Source organism: Mesorhizobium sp. W067, from assembly GCF_054719525.1.
Genome location: NZ_JBTTII010000001.1, coordinates 1,220,454 through 1,241,112 on the forward strand (window position 1 = coordinate 1,220,454; position 20,659 = coordinate 1,241,112).

At 64.0% G+C, this 20,659-nt stretch carries 22 protein-coding genes; 18 read left to right on the forward strand and 4 right to left on the reverse strand.

The window, feature by feature from the left end; translation table 11 throughout:
• Positions 1 to 104: 104 nt before the first annotated feature.
• From glyA to ACYG97_RS06025, 13 genes are all read left to right on the forward strand, one after another.
• Entirely contained in the window at positions 105 to 1,418 is a 1,314-nt protein-coding gene (glyA, locus tag ACYG97_RS05965) for a serine hydroxymethyltransferase (protein ID WP_023669349.1), read from the forward strand.
• Between the two features lie 80 nt (positions 1,419 to 1,498).
• Positions 1,499 to 2,083, forward strand: a complete 585-nt coding sequence (locus ACYG97_RS05970; RefSeq protein WP_023682395.1) for an invasion associated locus B family protein — start codon at positions 1,499 to 1,501, stop codon at positions 2,081 to 2,083.
• 138 nt (positions 2,084 to 2,221) lie between these two features.
• Positions 2,222 to 2,716: a transcriptional regulator NrdR gene (gene nrdR, locus ACYG97_RS05975; protein ID WP_023682394.1), complete on the forward strand. Its 495-nt coding sequence runs from the start codon at positions 2,222 to 2,224 to the stop codon at positions 2,714 to 2,716.
• 2 nt (positions 2,717 to 2,718) lie between these two features.
• Positions 2,719 to 3,849: a bifunctional diaminohydroxyphosphoribosylaminopyrimidine deaminase/5-amino-6-(5-phosphoribosylamino)uracil reductase RibD gene (gene ribD, locus ACYG97_RS05980; RefSeq protein ID WP_023682393.1), complete on the forward strand. Its 1,131-nt coding sequence runs from the start codon at positions 2,719 to 2,721 to the stop codon at positions 3,847 to 3,849.
• A 12-nt stretch (positions 3,850 to 3,861) separates the two neighbouring features.
• Positions 3,862 to 4,479: a riboflavin synthase gene (locus ACYG97_RS05985; RefSeq protein ID WP_023682392.1), complete on the forward strand. Its 618-nt coding sequence runs from the start codon at positions 3,862 to 3,864 to the stop codon at positions 4,477 to 4,479.
• A 242-nt stretch (positions 4,480 to 4,721) separates the two neighbouring features.
• A complete protein-coding gene (gene ribH, locus ACYG97_RS05990) occupies positions 4,722 to 5,216 on the forward strand; it encodes a 6,7-dimethyl-8-ribityllumazine synthase (protein WP_023682391.1) in 495 nt (164 codons plus the stop codon).
• On the forward strand, positions 5,213 to 5,713 hold the full coding sequence (gene nusB, locus ACYG97_RS05995; protein WP_023682390.1) for a transcription antitermination factor NusB: 501 nt from the start codon (positions 5,213 to 5,215) through the stop codon (positions 5,711 to 5,713). The genes ribH and nusB overlap by 4 nt, the downstream gene beginning before the upstream one ends.
• A complete protein-coding gene (locus ACYG97_RS06000; RefSeq protein WP_023682389.1) occupies positions 5,710 to 6,927 on the forward strand; it encodes an MFS transporter in 1,218 nt (405 codons plus the stop codon). The genes nusB and ACYG97_RS06000 overlap by 4 nt, the downstream gene beginning before the upstream one ends.
• 178 nt (positions 6,928 to 7,105) lie before the next feature.
• On the forward strand, positions 7,106 to 8,017 hold the full coding sequence (gene osmF / locus ACYG97_RS06005; RefSeq protein ID WP_023682388.1) for a glycine betaine ABC transporter substrate-binding protein OsmF: 912 nt from the start codon (positions 7,106 to 7,108) through the stop codon (positions 8,015 to 8,017).
• A 316-nt stretch (positions 8,018 to 8,333) separates the two neighbouring features.
• Positions 8,334 to 9,497, forward strand: a complete 1,164-nt coding sequence (locus ACYG97_RS06010) for an ABC transporter permease (protein WP_023682387.1) — start codon at positions 8,334 to 8,336, stop codon at positions 9,495 to 9,497.
• A complete protein-coding gene (locus ACYG97_RS06015) occupies positions 9,494 to 10,432 on the forward strand; it encodes an ABC transporter ATP-binding protein (protein ID WP_023682386.1) in 939 nt (312 codons plus the stop codon). Before ACYG97_RS06010 ends, ACYG97_RS06015 begins: the two co-directional genes overlap by 4 nt.
• On the forward strand, positions 10,429 to 11,196 hold the full coding sequence (locus ACYG97_RS06020; protein WP_023682385.1) for an ABC transporter permease: 768 nt from the start codon (positions 10,429 to 10,431) through the stop codon (positions 11,194 to 11,196). Before ACYG97_RS06015 ends, ACYG97_RS06020 begins: the two co-directional genes overlap by 4 nt.
• 260 nt (positions 11,197 to 11,456) lie before the next feature.
• Positions 11,457 to 13,598, forward strand: coding sequence for a sodium-translocating pyrophosphatase (locus ACYG97_RS06025; RefSeq protein ID WP_023682384.1), 2,142 nt, complete (start codon positions 11,457 to 11,459; stop codon positions 13,596 to 13,598).
• A gap of 77 nt (positions 13,599 to 13,675) precedes the next feature.
• Here the strand turns inward: ACYG97_RS06025 and ACYG97_RS06030 are convergent, their stop codons facing one another.
• Positions 13,676 to 14,674, reverse strand: coding sequence for a glycosyltransferase family 2 protein (locus ACYG97_RS06030; RefSeq protein WP_023734148.1), 999 nt, complete (start codon positions 14,672 to 14,674; stop codon positions 13,676 to 13,678).
• A 1-nt stretch (position 14,675) separates the two neighbouring features.
• On the reverse strand, positions 14,676 to 15,221 hold the full coding sequence (locus ACYG97_RS06035) for a dTDP-4-dehydrorhamnose 3,5-epimerase family protein (protein WP_245260844.1): 546 nt from the start codon (positions 15,219 to 15,221) through the stop codon (positions 14,676 to 14,678).
• A 300-nt stretch (positions 15,222 to 15,521) separates the two neighbouring features.
• Here ACYG97_RS06035 and ACYG97_RS06040 point away from each other — a divergent pair, with 300 nt between their 5' ends.
• Positions 15,522 to 15,983: an anthrone oxygenase family protein gene (locus ACYG97_RS06040; RefSeq protein ID WP_023669364.1), complete on the forward strand. Its 462-nt coding sequence runs from the start codon at positions 15,522 to 15,524 to the stop codon at positions 15,981 to 15,983.
• Positions 15,984 to 16,058: 75 nt separating this feature from the next.
• Positions 16,059 to 16,616 (forward strand): hypothetical protein, encoded by a 558-nt coding sequence (locus ACYG97_RS06045; protein ID WP_023734147.1) that lies wholly within the window; start codon positions 16,059 to 16,061, stop codon positions 16,614 to 16,616.
• A 43-nt stretch (positions 16,617 to 16,659) separates the two neighbouring features.
• Here the strand turns inward: ACYG97_RS06045 and ACYG97_RS06050 are convergent, their stop codons facing one another.
• Positions 16,660 to 17,574, reverse strand: coding sequence for a LysR substrate-binding domain-containing protein (locus ACYG97_RS06050; RefSeq protein WP_023734146.1), 915 nt, complete (start codon positions 17,572 to 17,574; stop codon positions 16,660 to 16,662).
• Positions 17,575 to 17,782: 208 nt separating this feature from the next.
• Here ACYG97_RS06050 and ACYG97_RS06055 point away from each other — a divergent pair, with 208 nt between their 5' ends.
• Positions 17,783 to 18,823 (forward strand): helix-turn-helix domain-containing protein, encoded by a 1,041-nt coding sequence (locus ACYG97_RS06055; protein ID WP_198024959.1) that lies wholly within the window; start codon positions 17,783 to 17,785, stop codon positions 18,821 to 18,823.
• Between the two features lie 100 nt (positions 18,824 to 18,923).
• Here the strand turns inward: ACYG97_RS06055 and ACYG97_RS06060 are convergent, their stop codons facing one another.
• Positions 18,924 to 19,436, reverse strand: coding sequence for an outer membrane protein assembly factor BamE (locus ACYG97_RS06060; protein ID WP_023669368.1), 513 nt, complete (start codon positions 19,434 to 19,436; stop codon positions 18,924 to 18,926).
• Between the two features lie 115 nt (positions 19,437 to 19,551).
• Between ACYG97_RS06060 and ACYG97_RS06065 the strand changes: the two genes are divergently transcribed.
• Both ACYG97_RS06065 and ACYG97_RS06070 read left to right on the forward strand, forming a co-directional pair.
• Positions 19,552 to 20,094 (forward strand): ubiquinol-cytochrome C chaperone family protein, encoded by a 543-nt coding sequence (locus tag ACYG97_RS06065; protein ID WP_023734144.1) that lies wholly within the window; start codon positions 19,552 to 19,554, stop codon positions 20,092 to 20,094.
• 14 nt (positions 20,095 to 20,108) lie between these two features.
• Complete coding sequence (locus ACYG97_RS06070; protein WP_023734143.1) at positions 20,109 to 20,657, forward strand: YceD family protein; 549 nt, start codon at positions 20,109 to 20,111, stop codon at positions 20,655 to 20,657.
• Positions 20,658 to 20,659: the final 2 nt, after the last annotated feature.

A 20,659-nucleotide genomic window follows, 5' to 3' on the forward strand; every position in this document is an offset into this window, starting at 1 on the left:
CAACTGTGTTAATGGCGCGGCAATGCATGTCGCCCGGAACCGTGCAGCGGTTTCGGGGCAACGATATGCATAGATAAATGCCCCGAACCGAAGGATTTCAGGCCATGGCAACTGCAGCGGCAGCGTCGAACAAGTTCGAATCCTTCTTCGAAACCACGCTGGAAGATGCCGATCCGGAGATCTTCGGCTCGATCCGCAACGAGCTTGGCCGCCAGCGTCACGAGATCGAGCTGATCGCCTCGGAAAACATCGTTTCGCGCGCCGTGCTCGAGGCGCAGGGCTCGATCATGACCAACAAATACGCCGAGGGTTATCCGGGCAAGCGCTATTATGGCGGCTGCCAGTTCGTCGACGTCGCCGAGGAACTCGCCATCGAGCGCGCCAAAAAGCTGTTCGGCTGCAACTTCGCCAATGTCCAGCCGAATTCCGGCAGCCAGATGAACCAGGCGGTCTTCCTGGCGCTCTTGCAGCCCGGCGACACCTTCATGGGCCTCGACCTGAATTCCGGCGGCCACCTGACGCACGGCTCGCCCGTCAACATGAGCGGCAAATGGTTCAAGGTCGTTTCCTACGGCGTGCGCAAGGACGACCATCTGCTCGACATGGACGCGATCGAAAAGACCGCGCATGAGACCAAGCCGAAGCTGATCCTGGCCGGCGGCACCGCCTATTCGCGCATCTGGGACTGGAAGCGCTTTCGCGAGATCGCCGATGCGGTCGGCGCCTATCTGATGGTCGACATGGCCCATATCGCCGGCCTGGTTGCCGGCGGCGTGCATCCGTCACCGCTGCCGCACGCCCATGTCGTGACCACGACCACGCACAAATCGTTGCGAGGCCCGCGCGGCGGCATGATCCTGTGCAATGACGAGGACATCGCCAAGAAGATGAACTCGGCGGTTTTCCCCGGCCTGCAGGGCGGCCCGCTGATGCATGTCATCGCCGCCAAGGCGGTCGCCTTCGGCGAGGCGCTGAAGCCGAGCTTCAAGCTCTATGCCGAGAGTGTCGCCGCCAACGCGAAGGCGCTGGCGTCGAGCCTCAAGGAAACCGGCCTCGACATCGTCTCCGGCGGCACCGACAACCATCTGATGCTCGTCGATCTCAGGCCCAAGAACGCCACCGGCAAGCGCGCCGAGGCAGCGCTCGGCCGCGCCAACATCACCTGCAACAAGAACGGCATCCCGTTCGATCCGGAAAAGCCTTTCGTCACCTCGGGCGTGCGTCTGGGCACGCCGGCCGGCACCACGCGCGGCTTCGGCCAGGCCGAGTTCCGCGAGATCGGCAAGCTGATCGCCGAAGTGCTGGACGGGCTGAAGGTCGCCAATTCCGACGAAGGCAATGCGGCGGTCGAGGCGGCGGTGAAGGCAAAGGTCGTGGCGCTGACCGATCGTTTCCCGCTCTATCCCTATCTCGGTTGACCACCAGCGGCGCTTCGTCTTTTATCCCGCGCTCTGCGCGTCTTGCTGTCCGGGCGGCGCGGCCTGTTGGAGATCTGACGATGCGCATATTCCGTCCTGCCGTTCTGGCCTTCATCGGCTCGCTTGCCGCTTTCACCGCGTCAGGCGCGATAGCCCAGGAGCAGACGCAGCCGGGCACGGATATCCCGGCCACCAACACCTTTGGCAGGTGGACTACCATCATCGATGAGCTCGACACCGGCCAGGATTCGCACAAGACGTGTGCGGCCTCGACAGCCTTTGTCGACGGCAACGGCAATGCCGGCACGCTGACGCTTTCGATCTCGACTGGCGACGCCCTGCCGCCCGATGCCTATCCGGCGATCATGTTCACGATCGCCAACAAGGAGCTGCCGACCGGCAAGAAGATCGCCGCGACCTTTGGCGACCCCGGCGTCAAGGTTTCCGCGACCGTCTATTCCAATGATGCCGGCCGCCCGAGCTGGACCGTCGACAACCAGGCCAAGACCAGTCTCGCTTTGTTGCGTGCCATGCGCCAGGTCATCTCGCTCGATGTGACGTTCGGCAAGCAGGCTGTCGCCAGCATCCCGATGGATGGCTTCACCAAGGCCTACCGCAACCTCGGAACGTCCTGCGGCTTCCCGACCAAGGACGTCGCCCCCTGACATATCTGGCGCGGCTGGCAATTTTCCTCCCGCCTCGCTATCTCTGAGGGCGCGAGCGGCCGTTGCCGAACCTTTGCCGTCCCGGCAAAAACCTCTAAGCCTATCGTTCCGCCAGAATCGCCAACCCGAAGGCTCTCCATGCGCTGTCCCTATTGCCAGTCCGAAGATACGCAGGTGAAGGATTCGCGCCCCGCCGAGGATGGCGCCGCGATCCGCCGGCGGCGCGTTTGCCCCGATTGCGGTGGCCGTTTCACCACCTTCGAGCGCGTCCAGTTGCGCGACCTCGTGGTGGTCAAGAAGTCCGGCAGAAAGGTGCCGTTCGACCGCGACAAGCTCTTGCGTTCGGTGGAGATCGCGGTGCGCAAGCGCAATGTCGATCCCGAGCGCATCGACCGCGCCGTCACCGGCATCGTGCGCCAGCTCGAAAGCTCCGGCGAGACTGAAATCGCCTCGGGCGAGGTCGGCCGGCTCGTCATGGAAGCGCTGAAGTCGCTCGACGACGTCGCCTATGTCCGCTTCGCCTCTGTCTATCGCAATTTCCGTGAGGCCAAGGATTTCCACGATGTGCTGGGTGAGCTCAAAGGCGACGAGTTCAAGGGCGACGAGCTGAAGAGCGAAGAGGACGCCGGCTGAGCATGGCAACCCAAACGTCAGGGAAGGCCGATCAGCAGGCTCTCGATCGCGGTTTCATGGCGGCAGCGCTGAGACTCTCGCGCCGAAATGCCGGCCGCACCTCGACCAACCCTTCGGTCGGCACCATCATCGTTCGCGACGATGGCGCCGGGCCGATGATCGTCGGCACCGGCGTCACCGCTGTTGGCGGCCGGCCGCATGCCGAGACCGAGGCGCTGGCTCAAGCCGGCGAGTTGGCCCGCGGTGCCACCGCCTATGTCACGCTGGAGCCCTGCGCCCACCATGGCCGCACCCCGCCTTGCGCCAACGCGCTGGTCAATGCCGGAGTGGCGCGGGTCGTCGGCGCCGCCAGCGATCCCGATCCGCGCGTCTCCGGCAAAGGCTATGCCATCCTGCGCGCCGCCGGCATCGAAGTGGTCGAAAAGGTGCTGGCCGAGGAAGCCGCCGAGCAGATGGCCGGCTATTTGATTCGGTCCCTGAAAAAGCGCCCGGAAGTGATTCTGAAGCTTGCGCTTTCCAGCGACGGCAAGATCGGCAGGCACGGCGCCGGCCAGGTCGCGATCACCGGCGATATCGCCCGCCGCGAAGTCTATCTGATGCGCGCCGAAGCCGATGGCATACTGGTCGGCATCGGCACGGCGCTGGAGGATGATCCGGCGCTCACCGTGCGGCTGCCGGGGCTGGAGAACCGCTCGCCGGCGCGCATCGTGCTCGACCGCCAGATCAGGCTGCCGGAAGCCTCGAAGCTGGTCTCCGGCACCGACCGAGTGCCGCTCTATGTCGCCGCGAGCCTGGGGGCCGATCCGCTACGGCGGTCGGTGCTGGAGCGTGCCGGTGTGCGCTTCATCGGCACCGAAACCCATGAAGGCGGCGTGGCCTTGCCGGAACTGCTCGAGGATCTCGGCGCGCTCGGCATGGCCAGCGTTCTGGTCGAAGGCGGCGCCAAGGTGGCCAGCGCCTTCCTCGCCGAAGGACTGATCGACCGCATCGTGCTGTTCCAGGGGCCGGAAGCGATCGGCGAGGGCGGCATTGTATCGCCCGTCGACGCCAACCATATCCCGGCAGGCTTCCGCAAATTGCGCGAGATGCGCTTCGGGGAAGATGTCTATGCGGAATGGATAAGGGACCTCTAGGGATCAGCATCGATGTTTACCGGAATTGTCACCGATATCGGCACCGTCGCGGCCGTCAAGCCGCTGAGCGAAGGTGTCGGCCTGCGCATCGACACTGCCTATGATCCCGCGACCATCGCCATTGGCGCCTCGATCTCTTGCGGCGGCGTCTGCCTGACGGTCACGGCTTTGCCCGACGATGGCTCGAACGCCCGCTGGTTCGAGGTCGAAGCCTGGGAAGAGGCACTGAGGTTGACCACGGCGTCGGGCTGGAAATCAGGCACCAGGGTCAATCTGGAGCGGGCGCTGAAGATCGGCGACGAGCTCGGCGGCCACATCGTCTCCGGCCATGTCGATGGCATGGCCGAAATCGTCGAACGCAAGGACGAGGGCGATGCGGTGCGCTTTACGCTGGAGGCGCCGCGCGAACTGGCGAGATTCATCGCGCCAAAAGGCTCGGTCGCACTTGATGGCACCTCGCTTACCGTCAACAAGGTCGAAGGCACCCGTTTCGACGTGCTTTTGATCCATCATTCGCTGACCGTGACCACTTGGGGCGAGCGCAAGGTCGGCGACAAGGTCAACCTCGAGATCGACACCATGGCCCGCTACGCCGCGCGCCTAGTCGAGGCGGCGAAAGAGGGGCTTTGATGGCCGCAAGACTCACAATCGAACAGAAAAAGCGGCTTACGCGCAAAGCAATGGCCGATGTAGACGGGGGTCGTGTAGTGGATCACGAAGCTGTTCTCGTCTGGGCTGAAAGCCTCTGCAGCGAGTGCCCGCTACCGACGCCCAGCCCAAAGACGCGCTAGGCCAGGCTTCGCCTCCAGCAATCTTCCGCTTGCGATCAAACCGGCTTCGGCCTAAGTCACCGGCTACCCCCGGAGACATTTATGGCTGGCACATCCCAACACGGCAAAGCGTTCATTCGCCCGAAGAAGAAGGCCCACCTTCTGATCATCGAGGCGCGCTTTCATGACGATCTTGCCGACGCGCTGCTCGACGGCGCGACGAGCGCGCTCGACGAAGCTAGCGCGACCTATGACGTCGTCACCGTTCCCGGTTCGCTGGAAATTCCAGCCGTGATCACTTTTGCGCTCGACGGCATGGGCGAGGGCGGCAAGGACTATGATGGTTTTGTCGCGCTCGGCACCATCATCCGCGGCGACACTTATCATTTCGACATCGTCGCCAATGAATCGAGTCGCGCGCTGATGGATCTCTCGGTCCAGGAAGCGATTGCGATCGGCAACGGCATCCTGACCACCGAGAACGACGCGCAGGCCTGGACGCGCGCCAAGCGCTCGGAGGGTGACAAGGGCGGCTTTGCCGCGCGCGCGGCGCTGACCATGATCGCGCTCAAAGAGAAGCTGGGAGCGCAATCGTGAGCGAACCCGCTTCGCCCGGCCAGCCCGCGATACGCCACGCCAACAAGCGTGGCGCCGCCCGTCTGGCCGCCGTGCAGGCGCTTTACCAGATGGACGTGGCCGGCAGCGGCGTCTTCGAGATCACCGCCGAATACGAGGCGTTCCGGCTCGGCAAGGAAGTCGACGGCGCGCTTTATCGCGAGGCCGACGCGCAGTGGTTCCGCGCCATCCTGGCCGGCGTCGTCGAGAACCAGACGACCATCGATCCGATTATACGCCAGGCGCTGACGGAAGACTGGCCGCTGTCCAGACTCGATTCGACGTTGCGCGCAATCCTGCGCGCTGGCGTCTACGAACTGATGAAGCGCGACGACGTGCCGGTGGCCGTCATCGTTTCGGAATATGTCGACATCGCCAAGGCCTTCTACGAGGAAGACGAGCCGAAGCTGACCAACGCCGTGCTCGACCGTGTGTCGCGCCGGGTGCGGGGCGAGGGGCGCGGCAAGGACGCATTGTGACCGGCACCGTCCCCGGCGCAGCAAGGGAAGCGCGCCGCACGGCGATCATCCTGGCGACGTCGCAGGCGATTATCGGTTCGGCCGCGCCGATTGCCATTTCCATGGGCGGGCTGGCCGGGCAATATCTGCTTGGCCCCGATAAGTCGCTGGCAACGGCGCCAATCACCGGCTTCAACATCGGCGTGGCGCTCGGCGCGTTGCCGGCCGCGGCCATCATCCGCTGGCTCGGCCAGCGCGGCGGCTTCATGACCGGCACCATCGTGACCGCGCTTGGCGGCGTCATCTCCACGCTGGCACTGTTCCACGCCAGCTTCTGGCTGTTCGCTTTCGCGCTGCTGGTGATCGGCGTCGGCGGCGCCTTCGTCCAGCAGTTCCGCTTCGCCGCCGCCGATAATGCTCCGCCCGAATTCAAGGCGCGCGCCATTTCCTTCGTGCTGGCCGGCGGCGTCATCACCGCGATCCTCGGGCCGCAGATCGTCATCTTCACCCGCGAATTGCTGGCGCCGGTGATGTTTGCCGGCTCGTTCGTGGCCATTCCGGTTCTGGCGGCGGCCGGCGCCATCATCCTGTCATTCCTGCGCATCCCGGCCAAGGCTCCCGGCCACGCGGAAGTCGCGTCAAGCGACGCCCGGCCGCTGTCCGATATCGTCACCCGGCCGCGTTTTGTCGCGGCGCTGTTTTGCGCCGTCGGCAGCTATGCGCTGATGAGTTTCGTCATGACCGGCGCGCCGCTGGCCATGGTCGGCTGCGGCCTGTCGACAGACGACGCCACGCTCGGCATTTCCTGGCATGTGATGGCGATGTTTGCGCCGAGCTTCTTCACCGGATCGCTGATCCATCGCTTCGGCGCCGAACGCATCGTCGCCACCGGCCTGGTCCTGCTCATCGGCTGCGCCGCGGTGGCATTGTCCGGCCTGCATTTGTGGCAGTTCTGGACGGCGCTGATCCTGCTTGGCCTCGGCTGGAATTTTGCCTTCATCGGCGCCACCTCCATGGTCGCCGACAGCTACCATCCGTCCGAAAAGAGCAAGGTGCAGGGCTTCCACGACTTCGTCCTGTTCGGCTCCGTCGCCTTCGCCTCGCTAATGTCGGGCGCCATCTATAATGCCTGGGGCTGGGAGATGCTGAACTGGCTGGTTTTCCCGGTCGTCGCCCTCTGCTTCGTCGCCCTTGGCGCGCTCAAACTGACCGGATCGCGCAAAGCCCGCGCCTGATCCGGTTCTATCTTTGGCTTGGCACGACGTGTCAGCATGGCGGCGGCCGAAATCGCGGCGACCGCACAAAATTATTGCGTCTGTACCCATTGTTATGAAACCGTGTGCCCCGACGGGGCGTTGAAGCCATGCTCATATGCGGCCACCGCATTTCGGTCCAAAGCAAGGGGTTTTCACAATGTTTTCAGTCAAGATTCTGACCGGCGCGGCGTTGGCGCTCGGCATCACGGCCGCCTCCGCCAATGCCCAGGTGGTCGTCTCCTCGAAGATCGACACCGAGGGCGGCGTGCTCGGCAACATCATCCAGCTTGTGCTCAACGCCAACAACATCAAGACCACCGACCGCATCCAGCTCGGCGGCACGCCGGTGGTACGCAAGGCGATCACTGCCGGCGAGATCGACATCTATCCCGAGTACACCGGCAATGCCGCTTTCTTCTTCGAGAAGGCCGACGATCCGGTCTGGAAGGATGCCGCCAAGGCCTATGAGACCGCCAAGAAGCTCGACTATGACGCCAACAAGATCGTCTGGCTGTCGCCGTCACCGGCCAACAACACCTGGGCGATCGCGCTGCGCAAGGAGGTTGCCGAGACCAACAAGCTGGCGACCCTGACCGACTTCGGCAAATACGTCGCCGGCGGCGGCACGGTGGTTTTGGCGGCGTCGGCTGAGTTCGTCAATTCGGCGGCAGCCCTGCCGGCGTTCCAGACCACTTACGGCTTCACGCTGAAGCCCGAGCAGTTGATCACGCTTTCGGGCGGCGACACCGCCGCGACAATAGGTGCTGCCGCCAACCAGACCAACGGCGCCAACGCCGCCATGGTCTACGGCACCGACGGCGGCATCGCGCCGTCCGGCCTGGTCGTGCTCGCCGACGACAAGGGCGTGCAGCCGGTCTACCAGCCGGCGCCGATCATCCGCGAAGCGGTGCTGAAAGAGCATCCGGAGATCGAGACGCTGTTGAAGCCGGTGTTCGCCAAGCTCGACCTCGTCACGCTGCAGGAACTCAACGGCCGCGTCCAGGTCGGCGGCGAGCCGGTCAAGGGTGTCGCCGAGGACTTTTTGAAGAAGAACGGGTTTTTGAAGTAGTCAGCGCATAGCTGATCGTGACGCTGGTGCGAGACACCCCTCTCTGGAAGCTGCTGATCTCCCCCCTTGCGGGGGAGATGTCCGGCAGGACAGAGGGGGGTGCTGTCCCGCCGACCTCACAACCGGTAGCAGGTGCGTGCCTCGACAGGGTTGCTTCTGAACAGGCCGACGCTCGAAAGCTGGCGATCCTTCACACCCCCCTCTGGCCTGCCGGCCATCTCCCCCGCAAAGGGGGAGATCGGATTTCGCGTCGGCTTTCGCCGATCACCAGCGTAGTCTGCGCAACGTGGAAAATCGCTCCTCATGAGGGGCATCCATGACCCTGCGTTTCGACAAGCTCGGCATGGTTATCGCGGCGATCGTTGCCTATGCGGCGTTTCTGGCCCCGTTCGCCACCTTCCGCGCCAATCGTATCGTCCCCGGTCAGGCGCGCTCGATGCTGGAGGCTTTGCCCGCAACGATCGGGCCGCTGCTGCTGGCAGTCGTCGTCGTGGCCGCAATTGTTGCCTTGCTGAAGACCCCGCTTGTCCTGCGCCTGGCCGCAAGCGTCGTGGCGCTCGCCGCCCTTGCCATCCTGATCGGTGTCGCCGGGACCTTCCTGATGCCGGCCGGCAACACCTTCGCCCGCATCTCGCCGGCTTCCGGGTTCTGGCTGTTGATCTTCGCCTTCACATTGTTGCTCGCCGACGTGCTGACCAGGCTCAACCTGTCGCCACCGGCCCGCGTCGGCGTGCTCGTCGTCGCGGCGCTGGCCATCGGCTTGTTGCTGATATCGGGGCAGTGGGACAGCCTGTCGATCCTCAAGGAATATGCAAACCGCGCCGATAGTTTCTGGGCGGAAGGCTCCAAGCACATCACACTGGCGCTGGGGTCGCTGGCGGCGGCGGTGATCGTCGGCCTGCCGCTCGGCATCCTGTGCCACCGCGTCGAACGGGTGCGGGCCGGCGTGCTCAATGTGCTCAACATCGTCCAGACCATACCCTCGATCGCGCTGTTCGGCCTGCTGATCGCGCCGCTCGGCTGGGTCGCCGCGCATGTTCCGGGTGCCGCAGCGCTCGGTATCAGAGGCATCGGCACCGCGCCGGCCTTCGTGGCTTTGTTCCTCTATTCGCTGCTGCCGGTGGTGGCCAACACCGTGGTCGGGCTTGCCGGCGTACCCCGCGCGGCCAATGATGCAGCGCGCGGCATGGGCATGACCGATGGCCAGCGCCTGTTCGGCGTCGAGTTTCCGTTGGCCTTTCCGGTGATCCTCGCCGGCATCCGCATCGTGCTGGTGCAGAACATCGGCCTTGCCACCATCGCAGCACTCATCGGCGGCGGCGGCTTCGGTGTGTTTGTGTTTCAGGGCGTTGGCCAGACGGCGATGGACCTGGTGCTGCTTGGCGCCGTGCCGACGGTGGCGTTGGCCTTCGCCGCGGCCATCATCCTCGACGCAGTAATCGAAATGACCGCCACCAGGCGCAGGGTTGAAACGGCATGATCGAGATCGAAGGCATTACCAAGCGCTATGACGCGACGACCGTGGTCGACGACGTGTCCATGGTCGTCGAGCCGCGCACGGTTTGCGTCATTGTCGGTACCTCCGGTTCCGGTAAGACGACGCTGCTGCGAATGATCAACCGGCTGGTCGAGCCGACCGCCGGCGTCATCAAGCTCGACGGCAACGACAACCGCTCGCTGCCCGGCTACGAGCTGCGCCGCAGCATCGGCTACGCCATCCAGGGCCACGGCCTGTTCCCGCACCGCACCGTTGCGCAGAACATCGCCACCGTGCCGGTCCTGCTCGGCTGGGACAGCGCCCGTATCAAATCCCGCGTCGCCGAGCTGATGACGCTCTACCAGCTCGACCCCGAGGCCTATGGCCCGCGCTACCCGCACGAACTGTCCGGCGGGCAACAGCAGCGTGTCGGCGTCGCCCGCGCGCTCGCCGCCGAGCCCAATGTGCTTCTGATGGACGAACCGTTCGGCGCACTCGACCCGATCATCCGCACCAAGGCGCAGGAGGACCTGCTGGCAATCCAGAAGCGCTTCGGCACCACCATCATCCTCGTTACCCACGACATGGAGGAGGCGGTCCACATGGGCGACAAGATCGCCGTCATGGATGCCGGAAAGCTGGTGCAATACGCCAAGCCGGAAGAGATCCTGGCGCGGCCGGCGAACGCCTTCGTCGAAACCCTGGTCGGCGCCAGCGAAAAGCCGTTCCGGCTCTTGTCGCTCGGCCGCGTGCGCGACGCCGTGGAAAAGGGGACTGCCGAAGGCGAGGCGATCCCAGGCGACGCCAGCCAGCGCGACGCGCTGGCCGAGCTTCTGTGGTCGGGCCGGCCGGCGCTGCCGGTCAAGGGCGAAGACGGCAAGCTGCTCGGCCGCGTCACCGTCGACGGGCTGGTGAAGCGCGCGGCGAGGCCGGCATGAAAGGGGCCGGTCTAAAAGCCTGGCTGCCTTCGCTGCTCAGGCTTGCCCTGGTGGTGCTTCTCATAGCCTTCGTCACCAATCCCGGCTGGTTCGAGCCGCTGTTGAAGCCGCTGACCGAAAACAATGCGCCGGCGATCTACAATCAGGGCAGCCTGCTGACGCTGACCCTGCTGCATCTCAGGACCGTGCTGATCGCTACCGTCGCCGCAACCATCGTTGCCGTGGCGCTTGCCATCCTGGTGACCAGGCCGGCGGGCGCCGAATTCCTGCCGCTGTCGCGCAGTCTGGTCAATATCGGCCAGACCTTTCCGCCGGTGGCGGTGCTGGCGCTGGCGGTGCCCGCCGTCGGTTTCGGCGAGAAGCCGACGCTGATTGCGCTGTTTCTCTACGGCCTGCTGCCGATCTTCGAGAACGCGCTGACCGGCCTCACAACGCTGCCGGGCAACATCATGGAGGCCGCGCGCGGCGCCGGCATGACGGGCTGGCAAAGACTGGTCAAGGTCGAATTGCCGCTGAGCGCGCCGATCATTCTGGGAGGAATAAGGCTGTCGGTGGTGATCAGCCTGGCCACGGCGACGATCGGCTCGACGGTTGCCGCCAAGACGCTGGGCGAGGTGATCATCGCCGGCCTGCTGTCCAACAATCTCGCCTTCGTCCTGCAAGGCGGCCTGATCGTCGCGGCGCTGGCGGTGCTGATCTATGACGGACTGTCCGCCATCGAGCGCTATACGGCGCGCAAGATGGGGCAGGAGACTGGCGACTGACCTTCGCTGGACTGCGGGCAAAGCATTGACTGACGCAGCGTCATTTCAACCGATCTAATAGCAAGGCATCGGCCACGGGAATGTTCTGGCCTAAACCTTTTGGCTGAAAGCGGGGCAAAAACCGAACAATATCTTGACGTTCCGAGCCCTGTTTCGCATACACCGCTGCGAAGGACGGATTCCGCCTAGGCTTATCCGCTCCCCGCACCAACGGCCCAGGGAGGGGTTCTTTTGGGCCATCAATCGAGGAAAATTCGGCAATGACCATCATTTCTGCCGTCATCGCCTGCGGCTTGCTTTCAATCCTTTACGCCATCTGGGCGACACGATCGGTTCTTGCAGCCGATCAGGGCAACGCACGCATGCAGGAAATCTCCGCCGCCATCCGCGAAGGCGCGCAAGCCTATCTGGCGCGCCAGTACACCACCATCGCCATCGTCGGCGTGGTCGTGCTTGTGCTCGCCTGGTGGCTGCTCTCGATCACCGCCGCGGTCGGCTTCCTGATCGGCGCCGTGCTCTCTGGCGCCGCCGGTTTCATCGGCATGCACGTCTCGGTGCGCGCCAATGTGCGCACCGCGCAGGCGGCGTCCAACAGCCTCGCCGCCGGTCTCGACATCGCCTTCAAGTCGGGCGCCATCACCGGTATGCTGGTGGCTGGCCTCGCGCTGCTCGGCGTGTCGATTTACTACTATATCCTGACCGGCCCGATGGGCCTGCAGCCCAATGACCGCATCGTCATCGATGCGCTGGTTTCGCTCGGCTTCGGCGCATCGCTGATCTCGATCTTCGCCCGTCTGGGCGGCGGCATCTTCACCAAGGGCGCCGACGTCGGCGGCGATCTCGTAGGCAAGGTCGAAGCCGGTATTCCCGAAGACGATCCCCGCAACCCGGCCACCATCGCCGACAATGTCGGCGACAATGTCGGTGACTGCGCCGGCATGGCCGCCGACCTCTTCGAGACCTATGCGGTGACCGTCGTTGCCACCATGGTGCTGGCTGCCATCTTCTTCGGCGGCACCGCCGCTCTGGGTGCGGCGATGCTCTATCCGCTCGCTATCTGCGGTGCCTGCATCCTGACCTCGATCGTCGGCACCTTCTTCGTCAAGCTCGGTTCCAACGGCTCGATCATGGGCGCCCTCTACAAAGGCCTGATCGTCACCGGCCTGCTGTCGGTCGTCGGTCTCGGCGTCGCTACCTCGGCAACCGTCGGCTGGGGCGAGGTCGGCACCGTCGCCGGCATGACCATCATCGGCAAGAACCTGTTCATCTGCGGCCTGATCGGTCTCGTTGTGACCGGTCTCATCGTGGTGATCACCGAATACTATACCGGCACCAACAAGCGCCCGGTGAACTCCATCGCCCAGGCCTCGGTGACCGGTCACGGCACCAACGTCATCCAGGGACTTGCGGTGTCGCTCGAATCGACCGCACTGCCGGCAATCGTCATCGTCGGCGGCATCATCTCGACCTACCAGCTCGCCGGCCTGTTCGGCACGGCGATCGCGGTCACCACCATGCTCGGCCTTGCCGGCATGATCGTCGCCCTCGACGCCTTCGGCCCGGTCACCGACAATGCCGGCGGCATTGCCGAAATGGCCGGCCTGCCCAAGGAAGTGCGCCACTCCACCGACGCGCTCGACGCGGTCGGCAACACCACCAAGGCGGTGACCAAGGGCTATGCCATCGGTTCGGCCGGCCTCGGCGCGCTGGTGCTGTTTGCGGCCTATTCGAACGATTTGAAGTTCTTTGCCGCCAATGGCGACAAATATCCGTACTTCCAGGGCATGGGCGATGTCTCCTTCGACCTCTCCAATCCCTACGTGGTCGCCGGCCTGATCTTCGGCGGTCTGATCCCGTATCTGTTCGGCGGCATCGCCATGACGGCCGTCGGCCGTGCGGCCGGCGCCATCGTCGAGGAAGTGCGCAAGCAGTTCCGCGAGGATCCGGGCATCATGGCCGGCACCTCCAAGCCAAACTATGCGCGCGCCGTCGACCTTCTGACCAAGGCGGCGATCCGGGAAATGATCATCCCCTCGCTGCTGCCGGTGCTGGCGCCGCTCGTCGTCTATTTCGGCGTGCAGCTGATCTCGGGCTCCAAGGCGTCCGCCTTTGCGGCACTCGGCGCCTCGTTGCTCGGCGTCATCGTCAACGGCCTGTTCGTCGCCATCTCGATGACTTCGGGCGGCGGCGCCTGGGACAATGCCAAGAAGTCGTTCGAGGACGGTTTTGTCGACAAGGACGGCGTCAAGCACCTCAAGGGGTCCGAAGCGCACAAGGCTTCGGTCACCGGCGACACGGTTGGCGATCCCTACAAGGACACCGCCGGCCCGGCGGTCAACCCGGCAATCAAGATCACCAACATCGTGGCGCTTCTGCTGCTGGCCGTGCTCGCGCACGGCTGAGGCAAAGCCACTGATTCAAGAAAAAACCCGCGGAGCGATCCCGCGGGTTTTTGTTTGAGATTCATGCGGGGGTCTGTTCAGACCTCACCCGGCTCGCTGCCGGCATCGCCACGCTTGCTGTAGCGATCGAGCAATTCGCTCACGCCAGGCTCGCGCTCAGGCATCGGCGCCAGGCCACGCAGGCGCCGCAGCTTGGCGACGAAAGCGCCTCGCTTGTACTTGCGGCGGAAGGCGCGGGCGCGGGGATGGATGCCAAGAGCCGCCATCAGCCTGCGCCTGAGATAACTCGATGCCGCCAGGCGAATGGGTTCGCCCGCGCAGCCAAGGATTTTCACGCGCAAGGCGTCCGGCGTCTGCATGGCGTCCAGAAGATCCTTCTGTTCCTGCGCATTGTCGCCGAGATAGGAGCCCTTGCGTATGCCGGAATGCAGCTTGATCACGGTGAGGTGCGGCATCGTCGCGATCACCGCGCCCTTTCGCCATGCCCGAAACAGCCAGTCCTGCGAGCTTTCGCAAAAGCACTGGCTGGCGGGTCGCCAAGGTCCGAGCAGGCTGAACGAAGCGCGGCGAAACATGTGTGCCGAGCCAAATCCTTCCGTCGTGACGGGGTCGTAAAAACCATCCTTGCCGATCCCGAAGATCGAATTGACAGGATTGCCGGCCGCCGACGGCGGCTGGATGACGGCACCGCGCGCCAGCACCACGTCGGCGCCCGAGGCGTCGATCCAGCCGGTCATCGCCGCCAAATGGTCGGGAAACCACAGATCGTCGTGGTTGAGCAAGGCGACGAAGCGGCCACGCGCCCTGGCAAAGCCGATATTGTTGGGACCGGACTGTTCGCCGAAATTGACAGGAAGATCGATGTAGACGATGCGGGCATCGTCAAATTCAGCGACAACGGCCGCCGTATCCGGCCTGCAACCGTCGCCAATGACCAAGGCTTCCCAGTCTTGCAACGTCTGGCGCATGACGCTGGTCAATGCCTGCCGCAGTGCTGCCGGCCGGTTGTGCGTCGCGATCACGATCGAAACCAGCGGTTCGCCGCCGGCCTGATCGCGCTGCGCCGATGCTTCCACGCTACACCAGTCTGTAGGGAATGTGGTCGGTGTCTGGCGGCAGGCGCCAATGGTCGGGCTGATCGTAGGCATAGGCCTTGTCGACGAGGTTGAGCAGCACCGCCGTCTCCGCTCCGAGCGAAACAACACCGTGCCATATTCCGGGTGGAATGATGACGACCGCCGGGCGCAACGGGCCGATAATCTTGTGCCAGACGGCGCCGAAGGTCGGCGAGGCCTTGCGTCCGTCAAACAGCGAAATGCGAACGCTGCCGACGCAGCAGAACAGCCGGTCGGTCGTCACCGCATGGGCATGCCAGCCCGTCACCGCGCCGGGATACAAGGTGCGTTGGAAGACCTGGCCGACCGGCTCCGAATCGAGCTCCCACTCCTGGCGAAAGATCTCGGTCAGATAGCCGGTGGAGGTTGCGACCGGCCTGATCTCCTTGACCCTCACGCCATCGATCGTCACCGGCTCGATGGGCATCCAGTCAGGCGTGACCACTTGGCTGTCAGCCGTTCCGGTCGCCATCCAGCCTGTCGGTTTTGTCCGGGTTTTTTCCGGCACGGATGCTCCTCCCAATTCAGCGTGATGCGCCATTGGCCAGCACGGTCTGATACGAATTTGACCGGTCGCTGGCAAGTACGCGTCAAGATTGCTGATGGGTTTCGACCTCACGGCACTTGATGTTTCCGACGCAATCGGAGGGCCGCATTGCCCAAAACATCGTTCCATCCTACCCAAGCCCGGACCGTCCGCCTGCTTTAATACCCCGGCCATTGGCCAGGACATTGCAATAGGCGCGGTGTCGGGCTCGCCTCTGCGGCGATTTTGGCCAGGGAAACGACATTCGGGCAGGGAAAAGACATGGACATTTTCTTGATGGCGGCTTCGCTTGCGCTGGCTGGAATTATTGCCGGCATCTACGTCTCGGGCGTAATCCACGATTTTCGCATCGATGATCTTACCGCCGGCCAGTACATGGCCATGCATCAGATGCGCGACCGGACGTTTACCCGGGTGATGCCGTTCGTCAGGCTGACGACGCTGGTGCTGATCGCGGCGATGGCGATGTTTGCGGTCGATGCCGGCCTGCCGCGCATCCTGACCATCGTCGCCGCGGCGCTGGTGGTGATCGACATTGGCTTCACCGTCAGCCGTCAGGTGCCGCTCAACAAACAGGTGCAGAGCTGGACGCCGGTGACCATCCCCGATGATTGGGCGCAGACGCGCGACAGCTGGGCGGCCAACCACAATTTGCGCCTAGTGCTTGGACTGGCCGAATACGCCTGCCTGTTTGCCGCGGTCATCCTGACGCTCAGCCGGTGATTCAGTTTTTACGGAACGCCGCGGCATGGGTCGGCACTTCTGCCGGCCGCCGCCGTTGAAAACAGGAGTATTGCCATGCTGCATCACGCTTCATTCAACGCCCGCGATCCGCAGGCCGTCGCCAGCGTCCTTGCCGAAATGCTTGTCGCCACCGCGGTTCGTGCGCCGTCGCCGCCATTTCCTGAGGGGGCATGGTTTGTCTGCCTCGGCGACGATTTCGGCTCGCTGATCGAAATCCTGCCGTGCGGCACGGTTCTGGACCAGCAAGCGCCGCTCGGCATCGGCTTCGACCCGAACATGCGCCTGCGCTCCGGCTCGCATGTGCTGCTCAGCACGCCCAATTCGACCGAAACCATCCAGGGCATTGCCGCCCGCATGGGCTGGCATAGCGAGCTGATCGATGCCCGCCTGTTCAAGGTGCTCAAGGTCTGGGTCGAGGACGAAACCCTGGTCGAATTCCTGACGCCCGAGGTCGCACCGCTATACCGCGCGACATTCGCCTGGGGCGGCATGGCGACACTCGACGCCAAGCTGCGCGAGCTGGAGAGCCAGATGGCGGCAGCGCTTGCCGCCAAGGCGGCGAACCAGTCGGGCCGCAAGGATGAGCAACTGGCCGATACGATGAGTCCGTGAGCCCCGACGCCTTCCGATGAGAGCTCCTGGACGGCCGCCGAGGTCAACCGTCGCCGGTGTTGTCGCCGGCTTCCGCCTTCAGCCAGTTGATGAACGATCTGGCAGGCTCCCAGGCGGAGATGGACGGGTGGACGACGACGTAGTGGTTCCAGTTCGTCGGTATGTCCGTCGTCAGGAGGCGCACGAGCCTGCCGGTCCGCAAATCGCTCTCGACCAGCGACTTCCTCGCGATAGCGACGCCCAGACCGCTCGCCGCCGCTTCGACCGCCAACAAGGTGCCATTCAGATTCATGCCGTCGCCAACCGTATCCAGCGGCAGATTGTTTCTCTCGAACCAGTGGCGCCAATTGGCGCCGCTCTCGTCATTTTCGGCCGTCGTGTCGAGGATGCGGAACAGTCGCAGCACATCGTGCTGGTCTCTGACCGGGCCGTTGGCGGCGAGATAGTCGGGACTGACGACAGGAAAGATCGCATCTGCCATCAGCCATTCGGTCTCGACGGCCGGATAGTGTCCGCCGCCGAAACGCAATGCGATGTCGACTGTTCGCTGCGAAAGGTCGACGACTGCAAGATCCGCATTGATGTCGATCTCTGTTTCGGGATGCTTTTTGCGAAACCTGTGCAGGCGCGGGGCCAGCCAGCGTACGGCATGCGAAGGAATGGCAGTGACCCTCAGCCTCGTGCGCTCGTTGCGCGCGACACTCGCGACCGTGCTCTGGATTTCCAGCAATGCGCGTCGCACGCCCGCGGACAATCGTTCGCCTTCAAGCGTTAGTTCGACGCGGCGGACATGGCGGGTGAACAGAAGCACGCCGAGATCGGCTTCGAGATCGGCGATGCGGTGGCTGAGCGCGCTTGGCGTAACATTCAGCTCATCGCCGGCGCGCTTGAAGCTGCCCAGCCGGGCAATGACCTCGAAAGCACGAATGGATTCCAGTTGTGGAAGCCGTCTTGTCATTTGCCGTTACCCGATCCTGCCCATGGGTTCCTTAGCATGAATGAACAAAGCTCATCCATAGCTTCGTAAATAGTCTTTTGTCCAAGTGCGCAAATCATTGTAGCCATCCAGTGCCCCCCGATTGCCGCCGTCGGATGAGAGGCCGTTCATGGAACGAGCCTCGACTACGAACGACAGTGAAATGAAGACAATCGCTTGGGAGTACCCCATGACTATTCGACCCCCCGAGTTTGCGTATGCGCGCTTTTCGACCGCCATGTGGCCGCGAGCGGAATGGCGAAACGTCTATTGCGACCTGTTGCGCCGGATGGTGACCGACATGGATTTTAACGTCACGGAGGAAAAGCTCTCCGTCGACGCGACCATCCTGCGGCTGCCGGGCGTCGGCATTGCCGATTCGAGGACCACCGCCTTCCGCACCATCCGTTCCAGCGCCATGGCCAAGGGGACCGATGACTACATTTTCTTCATGTGTCTGGAGGGCGCTGCCACCTTCTCGCATCTCGGCCGCGAGGCCAGCATCGAGGCCGGCCAGGCAATCCTTCTGTCCTCCTCTGATCCGCATGTGATCGAGCGGGCGATGTCGCATCATCTCTTCATCACCATCCCCAAGGCAGCGCTCGGGCCCATGGCTGCGAATGCGGATGCCGCCCTGATGACGCCGATGTCATGCGTGGGCGAAAAGTTCTTGCTGCTGACCAGCTATGTCCGTCTGCTGATGCAGGAGCCGAACCTGGCCGCGTCCGAATTGCGCTGGCTTGCCGCCAAGCACATACAGGACCTTGTCGCGGTCGTGGTCGGGGCAACGCAGGACGCCACCGAGGTCGCCGCAGGCCGCGGCATACGCGCCGCGCGGCTGCGCGCCATCAAAGCCGATATCGAAAGCAATCTGGCTTCCGGCGATGTCGGGTCCGACGCGCTGGCCGGGCGCCACCGCGTCAGCGCGCGCTATATCAGAAAGCTGTTCGAGGGTGAGGGTACCTCGCTGTCGCAGTTCGTGCTTGGCCGGCGGCTGGCGCTGGTTTGCAGCAAGCTATCCGACCTGCGCCTGGCACACCGCACCATCGGCGCCATCGCCTTCGACGCCGGCTTCGGCGATCTCTCGACCTTCAACCACGCCTTCCGCCGGCATTTCGGCATGACGCCTTCGGAAGCGCGGCAGAGTGCGGCTGTGCACCGCGCCTCGCTGGAGCCCGGTGGCCGAACAGGCCACGCGCGGCAAAGCGCGACGGGTGTTGCGGCCGCATGACCTCAAAACAAAAGCCCGCAGGATCGCTCCCGCGGGCTTTTGGTCGCCTGAGATGGTGTCGCTTCGGGGGAAGCAAAAATCTGAGGAAGGCGGTCGCTTCTTAGGCGCCGCCGCCAGGAATGGGGGGCGCCAGCTTGCTGGCGCCTTTGATGATCTGGCTGAGGAAGTTCTGGTCCTTGCCGCCGGTCGGCGTGGTGCGCGAGATGAAGTCGAAAATCTTGCCGTCCTTCAGACCGTAATTGGCAATCTGGGTGACGCGCCCGTCCTCGCCAAAATAGACCGCGAGCACTTTCTGGTCGACCAGGCGCGGCTTGTCGAAAGCGACATAGCGCTTGCGCGTTTGCGAAATGTAATAGAACGCCTCATTGTCGAAGGTGGCTTTCGTCGATGGCGTGCCGAGCGCCAGAAGCACCTGTTCGCGGCTGGAGCCCACCGGCACTGAATCGACCGCCTGCTGGTCGATAACATAGCCCTGCGTCAGCGTCTCGCTAGGGTTAAGGTCGCCGAACATCTTGGACGAATTGCAGCCCGACAGCGCGGAAGCCACCAGCACCAGCGAAACCGCGGCGGTGGCCCCGGGCAGAAAAGTCGACTTGAATTTCAGCGCGCGCAACAACAACTCCATTAGCTGGCCGCAACTTGCGCTGGGCGGCAAAACCGGTAAACCAGCTTGCTTGCCGATGCAACAAGGCCCATTCAAACAATCGGTCCCCAGGAGACCACCCTCAATGTTCCAGCGCCTTTTTGGCCGCGAACGCAAGGCCAACCGCGCTATCACCGAGGCGCTTTACGCACAAATCGTGGCGGCGGCGCGGCAGATCGTGTTTTATTCCCACTGGAATGTGCCGGATACGCCACTCGGCCGTTTCGAGATGCTTTCGCTGCATATGTTCCTGTTTCAGCACCGGCTGCGCGGCGAAGAGGGCGTCGCGCAAGAGGTCGCGCAGGTGCTGATCGACGAGTTCTTTCTCGATGTCGAGCATTCGCTGCGGGAACTGGGCATTGGCGATGTCGGCGTGCCCAAGCGCATGAAGAGGCTGGCCAAAATGTTCTACGGCCGTACCGCCGCCTATGACGACGCGCTGGGACGCAGCGACCCCGACGCGCTTGCTGCCGCCCTGGCGCGCAATGTCAGGCCCGATGCCGGCGCCTGGCCGCAAGCCTTGCCGCTGGCGTCCTATGTAATCGATGCAGCAAGGCAGCTTGAAGCACAGCCGTCCGAATCGATCGTTTCCGGTGCCGTGGCGTTTCCGGTCGCGAAAGCGGAGTGAGGAGGGAGACCAAGATGAAACATCTGGACACGCCTAGCCCGGTCTCATTCGCGGCCAATGTCGGCCGCCTGCCGCACAAAGGTTTGCAGGTGGTGATCGACGCCGACGCCGCGCAGCGCGCAACGCTTGCGCGCGAGCACGAGCTGCTTTCGGTCGAAAACTACCGTGCTGAGCTTTTGGTGGCGCCGTGGAAGCGCAATGGCGTCAAGGTCAGCGGCCGCGTCGAGGCTGATATCACCCAGGCCTGCATCGTCACCCTTGAGCCGGTCGCGGCCCATATCGACGAGGAGGTCGAGGCGCTGTTCCTGCCGGAGCAATCCAAGCTCGGACGGCAAGGGTTCGAAGGCGGCGGCGAGATCCTGCTCGACGCCGACGGGCCAGACGGCCCGGAAACATTCTCCGGCGACACGATCGACGTCGGCGCGCTCGCCGAACAGTTCTTCGGGCTGGCGATCGATCCCTATCCGCGCAAGGCAGGCGCCTCTCTCGATGCCGCCGGCCCGGACGAGCCCGTCGAGAATGAATTCCAGCAAAAGCTGCGATCCTTGCTTGGAAAATCCTAAAA